At 68.0% G+C, this 14,675-nt stretch carries 12 protein-coding genes; all 12 read left to right on the top strand.

Annotated elements, in window-relative coordinates:
- Window positions 1-108: 108 nt before the first annotated feature.
- The 12 genes from GDIA_RS05810 (at window position 109) to GDIA_RS05755 (ending at window position 14,649) form a co-directional block, all read left to right on the top strand.
- Complete coding sequence (locus tag GDIA_RS05810; RefSeq protein WP_012223633.1) at window positions 109-1,089, top strand: hypothetical protein; 981 nt, start codon at window positions 109-111, stop codon at window positions 1,087-1,089.
- A 199-nt stretch (window positions 1,090-1,288) separates the two neighbouring features.
- Window positions 1,289-2,737, top strand: a complete 1,449-nt coding sequence (gene fumC, locus GDIA_RS05805; protein WP_012223634.1) for a class II fumarate hydratase — start codon at window positions 1,289-1,291, stop codon at window positions 2,735-2,737.
- Window positions 2,738-3,300: 563 nt separating this feature from the next.
- Window positions 3,301-3,954 (top strand): gluconate 2-dehydrogenase subunit 3 family protein, encoded by a 654-nt coding sequence (locus GDIA_RS05800; RefSeq protein WP_012223636.1) that lies wholly within the window; start codon window positions 3,301-3,303, stop codon window positions 3,952-3,954.
- A gap of 1 nt (window position 3,955) precedes the next feature.
- Window positions 3,956-5,740, top strand: coding sequence for a GMC family oxidoreductase (locus GDIA_RS05795; protein WP_012223637.1), 1,785 nt, complete (start codon window positions 3,956-3,958; stop codon window positions 5,738-5,740).
- Window positions 5,740-7,086, top strand: a complete 1,347-nt coding sequence (locus tag GDIA_RS05790) for a cytochrome c (RefSeq protein WP_012553624.1) — start codon at window positions 5,740-5,742, stop codon at window positions 7,084-7,086. Before GDIA_RS05795 ends, GDIA_RS05790 begins: the two co-directional genes overlap by 1 nt.
- 71 nt (window positions 7,087-7,157) lie before the next feature.
- A complete protein-coding gene (locus tag GDIA_RS05785) occupies window positions 7,158-7,658 on the top strand; it encodes a GlcG/HbpS family heme-binding protein (RefSeq protein WP_012223639.1) in 501 nt (166 codons plus the stop codon).
- 88 nt (window positions 7,659-7,746) lie between these two features.
- Complete coding sequence (locus GDIA_RS05780; protein ID WP_012553623.1) at window positions 7,747-8,403, top strand: sugar dehydrogenase complex small subunit; 657 nt, start codon at window positions 7,747-7,749, stop codon at window positions 8,401-8,403.
- A gap of 3 nt (window positions 8,404-8,406) precedes the next feature.
- Entirely contained in the window at window positions 8,407-10,065 is a 1,659-nt protein-coding gene (locus tag GDIA_RS05775; RefSeq protein ID WP_012223641.1) for a GMC family oxidoreductase, read from the top strand.
- On the top strand, window positions 10,062-11,462 hold the full coding sequence (locus GDIA_RS05770; protein WP_012223642.1) for a c-type cytochrome: 1,401 nt from the start codon (window positions 10,062-10,064) through the stop codon (window positions 11,460-11,462). The genes GDIA_RS05775 and GDIA_RS05770 overlap by 4 nt, the downstream gene beginning before the upstream one ends.
- Before the next feature lie 36 nt (window positions 11,463-11,498).
- Window positions 11,499-12,728: an L-dopachrome tautomerase-related protein gene (locus GDIA_RS05765; protein ID WP_012223643.1), complete on the top strand. Its 1,230-nt coding sequence runs from the start codon at window positions 11,499-11,501 to the stop codon at window positions 12,726-12,728.
- On the top strand, window positions 12,728-13,798 hold the full coding sequence (locus GDIA_RS05760) for a quinone-dependent dihydroorotate dehydrogenase (RefSeq protein WP_173363396.1): 1,071 nt from the start codon (window positions 12,728-12,730) through the stop codon (window positions 13,796-13,798). Before GDIA_RS05765 ends, GDIA_RS05760 begins: the two co-directional genes overlap by 1 nt.
- Complete coding sequence (locus tag GDIA_RS05755; RefSeq protein WP_012553622.1) at window positions 13,795-14,649, top strand: TIGR01459 family HAD-type hydrolase; 855 nt, start codon at window positions 13,795-13,797, stop codon at window positions 14,647-14,649. The genes GDIA_RS05760 and GDIA_RS05755 overlap by 4 nt, the downstream gene beginning before the upstream one ends.
- Window positions 14,650-14,675: the final 26 nt, after the last annotated feature.

Below are 14,675 nucleotides of genomic sequence, written 5' to 3'. Positions count from 1 at the left end.
TGGGAACGAAACGGCTTTTCGGGATTTCCGTTCGGACCATGGGCCCATGGCGCTGGCGCGCTACCGCCCGGACGATGGCCATCAGGACAAGCGGAAGGTTGTATTTATATGAGCGAAGAAACGAAGCCGGCCACGCGCGGGCGGCGCAAGGCATCCGACAAGAAGGCGGAAACGCCGGTGACGACCGCCCCGGCCATCGCGACGGAGGCCCCGGTCGTGGCCGAGACGCCCGCGAAGGCGAAGGGCGGCCGCAAGAAGGCCAAGGAAGCCGAAGCGAAGGTTGAAATCGCGCCGGCTGCCGAGCCGGCGCCGGTCGCGGCAAAGCCCGCGCGCCGTTCGCGCACGGCGAAGGCCGTGGCCGCCGAACCCGTTGCGGCGCCCGTCGTCGCGGCGGCGCCCGCGCGGCGTCGCGGGACCGCACGTGCTGCGATCAAAACCGGCGCGGTGGCCGAGGAAGCGGTGACGTCCGCCCGCAAGCCCGCCAAGGCGGCCCCGGCGCGCAAGGTCGCGGCGCGGGTGGCCCCTGCCGGACGCAAGGCGGCTGCCACGCGGACCACGGCGCGTGCGGCCGTCGCCAAGGGCCCGGCCCGCATCGCCCGCAAGGCGGCCCCGGTGATCGAGGCGCCGAAGAAGGGTGCGAAGGCCACGGCGCCCGCGGCCAAGGCCGTTGCCGTGAAGCCCGCCAAGGCGACCCGGGCGCCGGCCGCAAAGGCCGCGAAGGCGCCTGTGAAGGCTCCGGCGAAAGCCCCCGTCAAAGCCCCCGTGAAAGCGGCCAAGGCGCCGTCCCCCAAGGCTCCGGCCAAGGCCGTGACGAAGACGTCCGCCAAGCCTGCCGCGAAGGCGGCCCCCAAGGCCAAGGCGGCGGTAAAGGCACCCGCCAAGGCCGTGAAGGCGCCGGAGCCCAAGGCGCCCAAGGGCAAGAAGCAGGCGGCGGCCAAGGCTGCCCCGGCATCCGCGCCCCGTGGCGCGACGCGTCGGGCCGCGAAGGGAACCCGTACGGCGGTCGATGCGTGGCGTGAAGCGCGCGAGGCCCGCAAGCAGGTGCGCCTGGCCCGTCTGGCAGCGGCGAAGGCGGCTCGTTCGGCCTGATCCCGAACGCTTGTCGATTTGAAAGGGCGGCCCGTCTGTGACGGGCCGCCTTTTTTGTTCCTGCTGGAAAAAAGAACCGAAAAACGTCTGATTCGTTGAGGATTGCGGTGGTGGGACATGTAACGTCCCTTGGTGAATAAAGGCCTTTTTCCTTCTGTTTCGGAAGACAAAGGCAAAGACGACCCGGGAGGACCACACGATGCCGGAAACCCGACTGCAATCCGACCTGCCCATAGGCCTGACCGCGCAGGGCGAACGGCGCGAGCACGACGCGCTGGGTGACATCCAGGTTCCGGCCGATCGGTACTGGGGTGCACAGACCCAGCGCAGCCTGGTGCATTTTTCGATCGGCACCGACCGGATGCCGCTGGAACTATGCCGTGCCTATGGTCTGGTAAAGAAGGCGGCGGCCCTGGTGAACCTGGCCGACGGGCGGCTGCCGGACTGGAAGGCGGCTGCCATCATCCAGGCGGCGGAAGAAGTCGTGGACGGGAAACTGGACGATCATTTCCCGCTTTTCGTCTGGCAGACCGGTTCGGGCACCCAGACCAACATGAACGTCAACGAGGTCATCGCCAACCGCGCCATCCAGCTTCTGGGCGGCCGTCCGGGCAGCCAGGACCCGATACATCCCAATGACGACGTCAATATGGGGCAATCCAGCAACGACACGTTTCCCACCGCCATGCATGTCGCGACGGTGCGGATGGTGGATGCGCGCCTGCTGCCGGAACTGCAGGCACTGGCCGATGTGATCGAAACGCGTGCGCGCCAGTGGCATGACGTGGTGAAGATCGGCCGGACGCACCTCCAGGATGCGGTGCCGCTGACCGTGGGCCAGGAATGGTCGGGATGGGCGCATCAGATACGCGATGCGATGCGGACGATCGGGATGGCGCGGGAAGGGGCGCTGGAACTGGCGGCGGGCGGAACGGCGGTGGGAACCGGCCTGAACGCCCCCGCCGGGTTCGGCCGGGCGATCGCGGCACGTCTGGCTGAATTGACCGGGGCGCCGTTCGTGACCGCGCCGAACAAGTTCGCGGCCCTGGCGGGGCTGGACGCGATGGTGCGCGTCTCGGCCGCGATACGGGGGGCCGCCGTGGTGATGATGAAGATCGCCAACGACATGCGCTGGCTGGGTTCGGGGCCGCGATGCGGCCTGGCGGAACTGCACCTGCCCGCGAACGAGCCCGGATCGTCGATCATGCCCGGCAAGGTCAACCCGACCCAGTGCGAGGCCATGGTCATGATCTGCACCCAGATCATGGGCAACGACACGGCGGTTGCCTTCGCCGGCAGCCAGGGCCAGTTCGAATTGAACGTCATGCGGCCGGTGGTGATCGCGAACGTACTGCACGCGGTGCGGATCATGGCCGACGGATGCCGGTCGTTCCGGACTTTCTCGGTCGAGGGCACGACCCTGAACGCCGAACGCATCCGTCGCTATGTCGAAGGGTCGGTGATGCTGGTGACGGCGCTTACCCCCGCGATCGGCTATGACCGGGCATCCGCCATCGCCCATGACGCCATGGAGCATGACATCTCGCTCCGGGAGGCGGCATTGCGGTCCGGCGTGGTGGACGCGGCGACGTTCGACCGCCTGGTCCGGCCGATCGAGATGGTGGGCGACGGAGTGGCCGGCGCCTGAGAGTATCCGTCGTAACCGGGCGGCTTCTGGCCTCCATGTGCGATTACGCCCAAGGATAAAAGGGCGTCAGACGTGCCTGGAACGGGAATATATTGATAATGTTGTATTAAACTTGCCCCGGACGTTTAAAATACAATTTAAATCTACTCTACAGGCCGTAAGGAAGACTGTCGCGGAACTGCGACAGATCTTCATAACAATTGCGTGATAATCGGCGGGGAACCGTCCTGCTTCGCGCGGGCCGGGCGGCGGGTGATCCGTCACGGCGGCGGCCGGGGAAGATCGGGATTATGATGATGGATTATGAAGTTTCGCCGGAACCGGGCGGGGATGGATTCCCGTGTGGACAGGCGTGAAACGTGCGGGTTCCGGTTTGCACGGCGCCGGATCGGCACGGACGGGCGGGGTTGCCAGCGGTGCGAGTTCTGATCTAGGTCAAGTGGATAAGCGGACATAACCGCAGTTCAAAACAAGAATAGATCGTTTTTTGCCCCCCCCGGTGTTCCCCGGAGCTTCGTGATGTCATGACACTTCCCTCGTCCGATCCGTCCCGCAGGACGTTCATGCAGGGTCTGGCCGGTGCTGCGGCACTGGGTTCGGCCACGCTTCCCGCACGTGCCGCCCGTTCGACCGAACGGTCGTCCTATACGCCCGGATTTTTTTCGCAACCGGAATGGGCATTCCTGCATGCGGCCTGTGACCGCCTGATCCCCGAGGACGCGGTCGGTCCCGGGGCGATCGCCCTGGGGGTGCCGGAATTCATCGACCGCCAGATGGAAACACCGTATGCCTACGGAAAGCTGTGGTACATGCAGGCACCGTTCGTGTCCGGACCGGACAATCTGGGGTACCAGCTTCCCTTCACCCCCCGCGACATCTACCGCAAGGGCATCGCCGGGGCCGAAGCGTTCGTGAAGGCGAAATACGGTCAGTCGTTCCATGCGCTGGATGCCGCGACGCGCGATGTCATCCTGCAGGGGTTCGAGACAGGCGACGTGCGGTTCGGTGACCTGCCGGCCAGCGTCTTCTTCGCGCAGCTTCTGAACAATACCATGGAAGGGGCGTTCTCCGACCCCATTCACGGTGGAAACAAGGGGCTGGGCGGCTGGACGACGATCGGCTTCCCCGGTGCCCGCGCCGATTTCATGGACTGGGTCGACCAGTACGGGAAGGAATATCCGCTCGGCACCGTCTCGATTTCCGGCGAGACGGCCTGACATGGCGAATATCACGATGAAATCCGTCGATGCGGTGGTGGTCGGCGGTGGTTGGGCCGGGTCGATCATGGCCAAGGAACTGACCGAGGCCGGACTGAATGTCGTCATGCTGGAACGCGGCGCCGACCGCAGCACGGCCAGCGACGGCGCCTATCCCGGTTCGATCGACGAACTGCAGGGCAATTTCCGTCACAAGATCTTCCAGGATCTCTCCCGCAGCTCGGTGACGATCCGCAACAATTCCAGCCAGACCGCACTGCCTTATCGTCAGATGGCCGCGTTCCTGCCGGGCGAGGGGGTCGGGGGCGCCGGCCTGCACTGGTCGGGCGTGCATTTCCGCATGCCGCCGGACGACCTGATCCTGCGCAGCAAGGTCAAGGAAAAATACGGCGAGAAATTCATCCCCGAAGGCATGAACCTTCAGGATTACGGCGTCACCTATGACGAACTGGAACCGTTCTTCGACAAGGCCGAGAAAGTCTTCGGCACGTCGGGCGAGGCCTATACCGTCAACGGGCAGGTCGTCGGCAAGGGGAATGTCTTCGCGCCGTCGCGTTCCGACCATTTCCCGCTGCCGGCGCTGAAGGACGTGTATGGCGCCAGCCTGTTCCGCCGCGCGGCAGCGGAAGTCGGGTTCCATCCTTATGCGATGCCGGCGGCGAATGCCTCGGCGCAATATACCAATTCGTACGGCGTGCAGATGGGGCCGTGCAATTTCTGCGGATATTGCAGCGGCTATGCCTGCTACATGTATTCGAAGGCCTCGCCGAACGTGAATATCCTGCCGGTGCTGCGCACCGATCCGAAATTCCAGTTGCGCGACCGCGCGCACGTCCTGCGTGTCGAGCTCGACAGTACCAAAAAGCAGGCGACGGGCGTCACCTACCTGGACAGCAATGGCGATACGGTGTTCCAGCCCGCCGACCTGGTCGTCGTCGCGGCGTTCCAGTTCCACAACGTGCATCTGATGCTGCTGTCGGGGATCGGCAAGCCCTACGACCCGGTGGCGAACGAGGGCGTGGTGGGGCGCAATTTCGTCTACCAGAACGTCACCACCACCACGGCGTGGCTCGACAAATCGGTTTATACCAAACAGTTTATCGGAACCGGCGGCGGCGGCGTCGCCTTCGACGATTTCAACAGCGAGAATTTCGACCACGGGCCGCTGGGCTTCGTCGGCGGGTCGCCCGTGTGGGTGAACCAGGCCGGCATCAAGGCCATCGCCGCCGCCAAAAGTGGCGGTCCGCCGGGCACGCCACGTTGGGGGTCGGCGTGGAAGAAGGCCATGGTCGATACCTACCGGCATTCGGTCCGCATGGATGCGCACGGGTCCAACATGGCCTATCGCGACGTGTATCTGGACCTGGACCCGACATGGAAGGACGCGTACGGCCTGCCCCTGCTGCGCATGACCTTCGACTGGAAGGACAATGACATCCGCATGAACCGGTACGTCGTCGGCCAGATTGCCAAGGTGACCCGGGCGATGGGCGCGCGCGACGTGCATTTCGGCCAGCGGCAGCCGGACGAGCATTTCGACACGCGCTATTACCAGACGACGCACCTGGCCGGTGGCGCCGTCATGGGCGCCGACCCGAAGACCAGCGCGCTGAACCGCTATCTGCAAAGCTGGGACGTGTCCAACGTGTTCGTCATCGGCGCCAACGCCTTCCCGCAGGGAACGGGCTACAACCCCACGGGCATGGTGGCGGCCCTGGCCTACTGGTCGGCGTATCATATCCGCACGACCTACCTGAAGAACCCCGGCCCGCTGGTGCAGATCTGATGGGGTATCGTAAGCGGGCCGGCCTGGCGGCCCTGTTCGGCGGCCTGGCGGCGTTGGCGTTCCCGGTTGCCGCCACCCCCGCCCGGGCCCAGGTCCAGGCCGGTACCGAGGCGGCGCTGGTCGCGCAGGGCGCATATATGGCGCGCGCCTCGGACTGCGTGGCGTGCCATACGGCACCGGGCGGCAAGCCGTTCGCGGGTGGCCTGCCCTTCGCGCTGGCAATGGGCACGCTCTACGCCCCCAACATCACGCCCGACGCGGGGCACGGCATCGGTGCGTATACCGAGGCCGAATTCGCCCGCGCGGTGCGCGAAGGCGTGCGCCGCGACGGGGCGATGCTGTATCCGGCCATGCCCTATCCCTCGTACGCGCGGATGTCGGATGCCGACATCCATGCGCTGTACGTCTATTTCATGCATGGCGTGGCGCCGGTCGCCCAGCCGAACCGGCCCGGCACCATCCCCTGGCCGATGTCCATGCGCTGGCCCCTGATCTTCTGGCGCGCGCTGTTCGCGCCCTCGGTCAGGGACGCGCAGGCCAGTTCCGGCCGGGCCTTTTCCGATCCGGTGGTGGCGCGTGGCGCCTACCTGGTCGAAGGGCCCGGGCATTGCGGCGCCTGTCACACCCAGCGCGCCGTGACGATGCAGGAAGTCGCCCTGACGGCCCAGGACGGCACGCGCTTCCTGGGCGGCGGCGGGGCCATCGACGGCTGGGTTCCGACCAGCCTGCGCGGCGAGAACCGCACCGGGTTGGGCCGCTGGTCGGAAGACGACATCGTCGCTTTCCTCAGGACCGGCCGCATCCAGGCGGGATCGGCCTTCGGCGGCATGTCGGACGCGGTCGGACACGGCACGCAGCATCTGACCGATGCCGACCTGCATGCTATTGCGCGCTTCCTCAAGACGCTGCCGCCCGACGACACGACGCAGGCGCCATGGGTCTATGACGCGGCGCTGGCGAACGCGCTGCATGCGGGCGACGTATCGGCCCCGGGGGCCCGGACCTACGTCGATCGCTGCGCCGCCTGCCATCGCACCGATGGGCACGGCTATCCGACCGTGTTCCCGCCGCTGGCGGGCAACCCGGTGGTGATGGGCCATGCGCCGGACTCGCTGATCCATATCGTGCTGACGGGCGATACGCTGCGCGCCACGCATGCCGCGCCGTCTTCCTTCGTGATGCCGGGTTTCGCCGACCGCCTGTCGGACCGGAAAGTGGCCGATGTCGTCAGCTTCATTCGCAAGGCGTGGGGCAACGACGCGGCGCCTGTGACGGAAGCGGACGTGGCCCGCGTGCGCAAGGCGCTGCCGCGTGGGGACGTGGTCACCGGCCTGCCGCTGAACTGATCGAGCCTGCGAACGGTCCGGCATCAGGGCGGACCGTTCGTTCTTCAGGATGTCGCGATCGAAAGTGCGTGATGAAAAGAAAGCTTTTTTTAATATCGTTCCTGGCCGGCATCTTTACGGTCCTGCCGATGAGCCGCCTCGTTGCTGCCCCGTCCAGCGCCCCCGATGTAGCGCCCACCCTTGACCAGGCGCGGGCCATGGCCCGTGCCGCCGAACGCCGCGCGGTGGAAAACCATACCAGCGTCGCGGTGACGATCGTCGATGCGGGCGGTTTCCCGATCCTGGTCGAACGGATGGAGGGTAGCCAGTTGGCCAGCCTGGCGCTGGCGGAACGCAAGGCGCGCAGCGCGGTGCTCTACAAACGCCCTTCCGCGTCGTTCGAGCAGGCGCTGGCGGGCGGCAGGATGGCGGTGCTGGCGCTGCCGGACGCCATGCCGGCGGCCGGCGGCATTCCGATCATCGAAGATGGACGGGTGATCGGCGCGATCGGCGTCAGCGGCGGGTCCAACCCGCAGGACGAACAGGCGGCCGAGGCCGGCATGGCCGTCTGGACCGGGCACGACGCCGGCTGAACGCCGGATTGGAATATCCCAAGGCGCGAACGGCAGGGTTCGCGTGCAGGGGCGTGGGATGACGCGCCCGTGTTGGAGTGAAGAGACAATGAGCGATCCCTTACCGACGGGGGCGAAGACGATCGACGCCGCGCCGGGCGTCAGCCGGCGGGCGCTGATGGCGGCGGGGGCCGTGGCCGGTGCCTCCGCCCTGGCGCCCGGGGCATTGGTTCCCGGCCGTGCCGTCGCCCTGACGCTGAGCCCGGACGAGGCGCGGTTCCTGGCGGTGTCCCGGGCGGTGACCGGACGGCAGGACCTGAATCCCCTGATCGGGACCCGGCTTTTCGCGGCAATGGTCCGGACCTTTCCGAATTACGGCGCACGGATCGCCGCCCTGTCGCGCCTGGCCGTCGCCGGGGGCAAGCCCGAGGAAATCCTGGCCCGCGCCGAGGAGGCGAACCAGCGCCAGACGATGCTGGACCTGGTCGCGGCCTGGTACACCGGTTCGGTGCAGGACAGGACCAACGCGCCCATGGTCGCCTACCGGGACGCGCTGATGTACCGCCCCACGGACGATGCGCTGCCGGTGCCGACCTACTGCTTCGGCACACCGGGCTGGTGGACGGAAGTGCCGCCCGCGCTGGGCGTGGCGGTCCTGTCGCCCGTTCCGGTACCCGCGCCGGCCCCGCCGCCGGTCGGCGTCGAAGCCAAACCCCCGGCGCAATCCAGGATTCTTCCGACCAAGCCCCCGGCAAAGGAGCATTGATCCGTGGCGCACCCCGTCTTTTCCAGTTCCGGTGACGTGACGGCCGATGTCGTGATCGTGGGCTCCGGCGTCGTCGGGGCGATGATCGCCCACCAGATGGCCGCCGCCGGGCATTCGGTCCTGGTGCTGGAGGCCGGCCTGCGGCTGAAGCGATCGGACATCGTCGAGAACTGGCGGAACATGTCGTTCCACAACCGGGTCCAATCCGATTTCCAGGGCCTGTATCCCCAGGCGCCGCTGGCCCCGGCCCCGCTCTATTTCCCGGCCAACGACTATGTCGGGCTCAGCGGCCCGGACGGGTCGGCGTTCCAGCAGGGATATCTGCGCACCGTCGGCGGCACCACGTGGCACTGGGCGGCGTCGTGCTGGCGCCACCTGCCGGTCGACTTCCAGATGAAGACCCGGTACGGCGTGGGTCGCGACTGGGCGATTTCCTACGACGACCTGGAACCCTATTACTGCCGCGCGGAAGAGGCGATGGGCGTTTCCGGCCCGCACGACCCGGACCTGCAGTCCCCGCGCGAACGCAGTCGCCCCTATCCGCGCGACATGATTCCGTTCGGCTATGCCGATCGCCGCGTCGCCGAACTGGTCAACCCGCACGGGTTCCATCTGGTACCGATCCCGCAGGGACGCAGCATCCAGCCGTTCGAGGATCGTCCGTCATGCTGCGGCAACAATAACTGCCAGCCGATCTGCCCCATCGGGGCGATGTATAACGGCATCCAGCACGTGGTGAAGGCGGAAGATGCCGGCGCGGTCGTGCTGGACCAGGCCGTCGCCTACCGGATCGACACCGACGAGGCGAACCGTATCACCGCCATTCACTGGTACGATGCGGAGCGGACGTCGCACAAGGCATCGGGGCGCATGTTCGTCCTGGCCTGCAACGGCATCGAAACGCCGCGCCTGCTGCTGCTGGCGGCCAATGCGCGCAACCCCAAAGGCATCGCCAATTCGTCCGACCAGGTCGGGCGCAACATGATGGACCATTCGGGCGTGCATGCGACGTTCCTGGCGAACGAGCCGCTCTGGTTCGGCCGCGGCCCGGCGCAGAGCAGTTGCATCGTCGGCCCGCGTGATGGCGGCTTCCGCAGCACCTATTCCGCCAACAAGATGATCCTGAACAATATCAGCCGCGTCGCGCCCGCCACGCAGCAGGCCCTGGCCCTGGGCCTGGTCGGCCAGGCGCTGGACGACGAAATCCGTCGCCGGGCGGCGCGCGGCGTGGACCTGTCGGTCAGCCTGGAGCCCTTGCCCGATCCGAACAACCGCCTGACCCTGAGCCGCACCCGGCGCGACCCGCTGGGACTGGCGTGCCCGGACATCCATTACGATGTCGGCGAGTATGTGCGCAAAGGCGCCGTGGCCGCCGCCGACCAGATTCGGCAGGTGGCCGCCCTGCTGGGCGGCAGCGAATTGCGGATCACCACCTCGTTCAATGCCAACAACCACATCATGGGTGGCGCGATCATGGGCCGCGACCCGAAGGATTCGGTGGTGGACGGTGACTGCCGTGCCCATGACCATCCGAATCTGTGGCTGCCGGGCGGCGGCGCGATGCCGTCGGCCAGCGTCGTCAACACGACGCTGAGCATGGTGGCGCTGGGCCTCAAGGCCGCCGACGCCATGCGGGCCGACCTCCAGGGGGGACGGGCATGATCGGCAGGACGGCGCGCGCCGCCGCCCTGGTCCTCGTATCGTTCGGCGGTACCGCGCTGGCGCAGGACGGGGGCGATTCCGGGGCCGGCCTGGTGGCGCGCGGCCGCTATCTGGCCACCGCCGCCGATTGTGTGGCCTGTCATACCGCCCCGAATGGCGGCCGGCCGTTCGCGGGGGGATACGGCATCGCTTCCCCGCTGGGCACGATCTATTCCTCGAACATCACCCCGTCCCGGCACGGGGGCATCGGCGGATATTCCGAGGCCCAGTTCGCCGCCGCGGTGCGTGACGGCGTCCGGGCCGACGGGGCGCACCTGTATCCGGCCATGCCGTATACGTCCTATGCCAGGATGACGGACGCCGACATCCACGCGCTGTACGCCTATTTCACCCAGGCGGTACAGCCGGTCGACGCGGTGGCGCCGCAGACGAAGCTGCCGTTCCCGTTCAACGTGCGCCTGTCCCTGTGGGGCTGGAACATGCTGTATCTGGACCGGACGCGCTTCACCCCCGATCCCGCCAGATCCGCCGAAGTCAATCGCGGTGCCTACCTGGCGGTCGCGCTGGCGCATTGCGATACCTGCCATACGCCGCGCAACGTGACGATGGCGGAAATCGGCGACAGGAACCTGGGCGGTGCCGCCCTGGGCTCATGGGTCGCGCCGAACATCACCCCCGACCCCGTCAGCGGTATCGGCACCTGGAGCGCCGACGAACTGTACCGCTACCTCAAGACCGGCGACGTGCCGGGCAAGGCGCAGGCCGCCGGTCCGATGGCCGAGGCGATCGAGCACAGTTTCCAGTATCTCGACGACGCGGACCTGAAGGCGATCGTCGCCTATGTGCGCCAGGTCCCGGCCATTCGGGATACGGCCGACCGCAAGGCGCGCGACGCGTACGGCGCGGCGTCGGACAGTGACGCCCTGGTCCGTGGCGCGGCGCCGGACACGCTGGCGCATGGCGCGCGCCTGTTTGCCGGCGACTGCGCAGCCTGCCATCGCCCGACCGGCCAGGGCAGCCAGGACGGATATTACCCGCAACTGTTCCACAACACCGCGACCGGCGCCCGCACGCCGGACAATCTGATTGCCGCGATCCTGCAGGGCGTGGACCGGACGGTGGCCGGCCGGCATGTCTACATGCCCGGCTTCTCGCACGGGTCGTATGTCGATGAACTGTCGGATCAGGATGTCGCCGATGTCAGCAATTATGTGCTGGCGCAGTTCGGCGATCCGTCGGTCCATGTCTCGGCGGCCGACGTGGCGCGGTCCCGCGCCGGCGGGGCCAGGCCGCTGCTGGCGCGGGTTGACTCATATATCGTTCCCGCCATGGTGGCTGCCCTGGCGGTCGTGCTGGCCCTGATCTGGCTGCTGGTGGCCCGCCGCCGCCCTGCCTGAAAGCAGACTTGCCTGAAAGCATACGGGGGAAACGCCATGAAACGTCGATCCGTCCTGGGTCATGCCGTGCTGGGCGGCGCCATGATGGGCAGCGGCGCGCTGGCCCTGGCCGGTCGTGCGGCGCGGGCCGCGCCGCCCGCCAGTTTCGCCACCAATACCGATCACGGCTTCAATTCGGCCGGATCGTTCGAGATCGTGGCCGAATTCGCCGATCCCGGTCCCTCGGGGATCGCCATCACCCCTGACGGGCGCATGTTCGTCGGTTTCCCCCGCCATGCCGTCAACCACACCGGCGCCACGCTGGCGGAACTGAAGGGCGGGGCGCTGGTGCCCTATCCCGACGCCGCGACCAGCCTGCCGTCCGCCCGTGCGCCGTCCGCCCGGCTGATGTCGGTGCATGGCATGACCACCGACACGCGCGGCCGGCTGTGGCTGATCGATGACGGCAAGCTGGCCGGCCAGCCCCTGCGGCCCGGCGCGGCGAAAGTGGTGGGGATCGACCCGGCGACCAACCGCATCGTCGCCAGCATCGTGCTGACCGCGCCGACCCTGCTGTCCGACAGCCACATGAACGATTTGCGGGTGGATCTGACGCATGGGGCGCAGGGAACGGCCTATGTGACCGATTCGTCGTTCGGGACCCATCCGGCCCTGGTGGTGGTCGATCTCGCCACCGGCCGCCAGCGCCGCGTCCTGGCCACCCATCCCTCGACGCAGGCCGAGCGGGGCTTCATGACGGTGGTCGAGGGGCGGCCGCTGGTGTTCGATCCGCATCATCCCACGTTCGTCTCCGGCGGGGTGGACGGCATCACGCTCAGCCCGGACAGCGCGACATTATATTATTCCCCGCTGACCAGCCGACGGCTCTACAGCCTGCCGACCGCGCTGCTCTCGGATTTTTCGAAGACCGACGCCGACCTGGCGGCCGCCGTCGCCGATCTGGGCGAAAAGGGCGTGGCCGACGGCCTGGCCACCGATCCGCAGGGCCGGATCTATACGACCAATTTCGAGCATGACGCGATCTTCCGCCGCAATCCGGACGGCACGTTCGATACGGTGGTGCGCGACCCGCGCGTGCTGTCGCCGGACGGGATCTTCGTCCATGACGGCTATGTCTATTGCACGCTCGGGCAATGGAACCGCCTGGCCAGCTTCAATGGCGGGCACGACCTGCGCGTGCCCCCCTATTTCCTGATCCGCTGCCCGACCGACGTCGCGGCGCCTCTTTCCTCGATCGGAGATGTACGGCAGAAAATCCAGCCATGATGGATATCATGTCGAACATGCTGATGCCGCTGGTGCGGCGGCTGGACCCCGAGGACGCGCATCGCCTCGGCCTGAACGCGCTCCTGCTCGGCCTGGGGGGCGGCAGCGGGTCGGGCCAGGACGATCCGGCGCTGGCGGTGCGGGCGCTGGGCCTGCGCTTTCCCAATCCGATCGGCATCGCCGCCGGGTTCGACAAGAACGCGCTGGTGGTCCGGCCGCTGGCCCGGATCGGTTTCGGCTTTGTCGAAGCCGGAACCGTGACCCCCCGGCCGCAGCCCGGCAACCCGCGCCCGCGCCTGTTCCGCCTGGACGAAGACCGCGCGATCATCAACCGCATGGGCTTCAACAACCAGGGGATCGACCGCTTCGCGGTGCGGCTGGCCCGACTGCATCGGGTCTCGCCCGCCGGCCGGCATGCTGGGGCGCGGGTGCCGGTCGGGGCCAATCTGGGCATCAACAAGTTCGGCGCGGACCCCGAGCGCGATTATCCCCGCCTGGTCGGGCGGGTGAAGCACTATGCCGATTACGTGGTGCTGAACCTGTCGTCGCCCAACACGCCGGGCCTGCGCGACCTGCAGGAGGCCTCGCGCCTGGGCGCGCTGCTGCAGGCGATCGGCGAGGCCCATCCCGACCGGCCGCCGCTGCTGGTCAAGCTGTCGCCCGACCTGGCACGCGACGATATCGGCCCGATCGTCGAGGCCGCGATCGCGGGCGGGGCGCAGGGGCTGATCGTGACCAATACCACCATCTCGCGCCCCGCCGGGCTGCGCAGCCCCCATGCGGGCGAGGCCGGCGGCCTGTCGGGCCGTCCGTTGCGCCCGCTGGCGGCCGATATCTTCCGCGCGGTCGCGCAGGTCGCCGCCGGCCGTCTGGCACTGGTGGCCTGCGGCGGGATCGAAACCGGGGCCGACATCGTGGACCGGGTGCGCGCCGGGGCCGACCTGGTGCAGCTCTACAGCGCGTTTGCCTATGAAGGCCCGGGGATCGTGCGCCGGCTGAAGCGCGAGACCGTGCGGGTCCTCAACGCCGAAGGGTTCGAAACCCTGGCGGATGCGAAGGGAACCGCATGATGGACAGCCTGGACGGCTTCGCCCCGCTGGCCGGGCGGTATGACGGGTTCATCGTCGATCTGTGGGGCGTCGTGCATGACGGCGTCAGCCCGTATCCCGGCGCAGCCGATTGCCTGGCGCGCCTGCGCGACCTGGGGCGGCGGGTGATCCTGCTGTCCAACGCGCCGCGCCGGGTCGATGTGGTGCGCGAGGGCCTGCGCGCCATGGGGGTGGCGGACGACCTGTATGACGGGGTGATGACCAGCGGCGAATATACGCGCGGCCTGCTGTCCGCGCGGACCGACCCGTGGTTCGCCGGTCTGGGGCGGCGCATGCTGCATCTTGGCGCGCCCAAGGATTACAACCTGTTCGAGGGGCTGGACCTGGAGCGGGTGGACAGCCCCGCCGACGCCGACTTCATCCTCAATACCGGCCCGGATCAGGACCGGGGCGAGAACGATCCCGCGCCCTACCTGCCCATCCTGGCCGAATGCGCCGCGCGCGGCCTGAAGATGGTCTGCGCCAATCCGGACATGGAGGTCATTCGCGGCGGCCAGCGCCTGATCTGTGCCGGGCTGCTGGCCAGCCTGTATGCGCAGAAAGGATGTGCCGTCCGCTGGATCGGCAAGCCCTATCCCGAAATCTACGCCCCGGTGCTGGAGATGCTGGGCCTGCCGCGCGGGCGGGTGCTGGCGGTGGGCGACGCGCTGGGCACCGACATGCGCGGGGCGAAGGGGGCCGGGGTGGACGGGTGCTGGGTCCTGGGCGGCATCCATCAGGAAATGATCGGTGACGACATGGCCCTCGCCCGGGCCGAAGCCACGTCGGCAGGGCTGGCACCCGTCGCCACCGTCCCCACCTTTCGCTGGTAGGGCAGGAGCCGCCCGAAAGCGGCTCG

The organism is Gluconacetobacter diazotrophicus PA1 5 (assembly GCF_000021325.1).
GTDB classification, from domain to species: Bacteria; Pseudomonadota; Alphaproteobacteria; order Acetobacterales; family Acetobacteraceae; genus Gluconacetobacter; species Gluconacetobacter diazotrophicus.
Note: the sequence above shows the minus strand (reverse complement) of the source record. Positions and strands in the feature narration are given on the sequence as shown.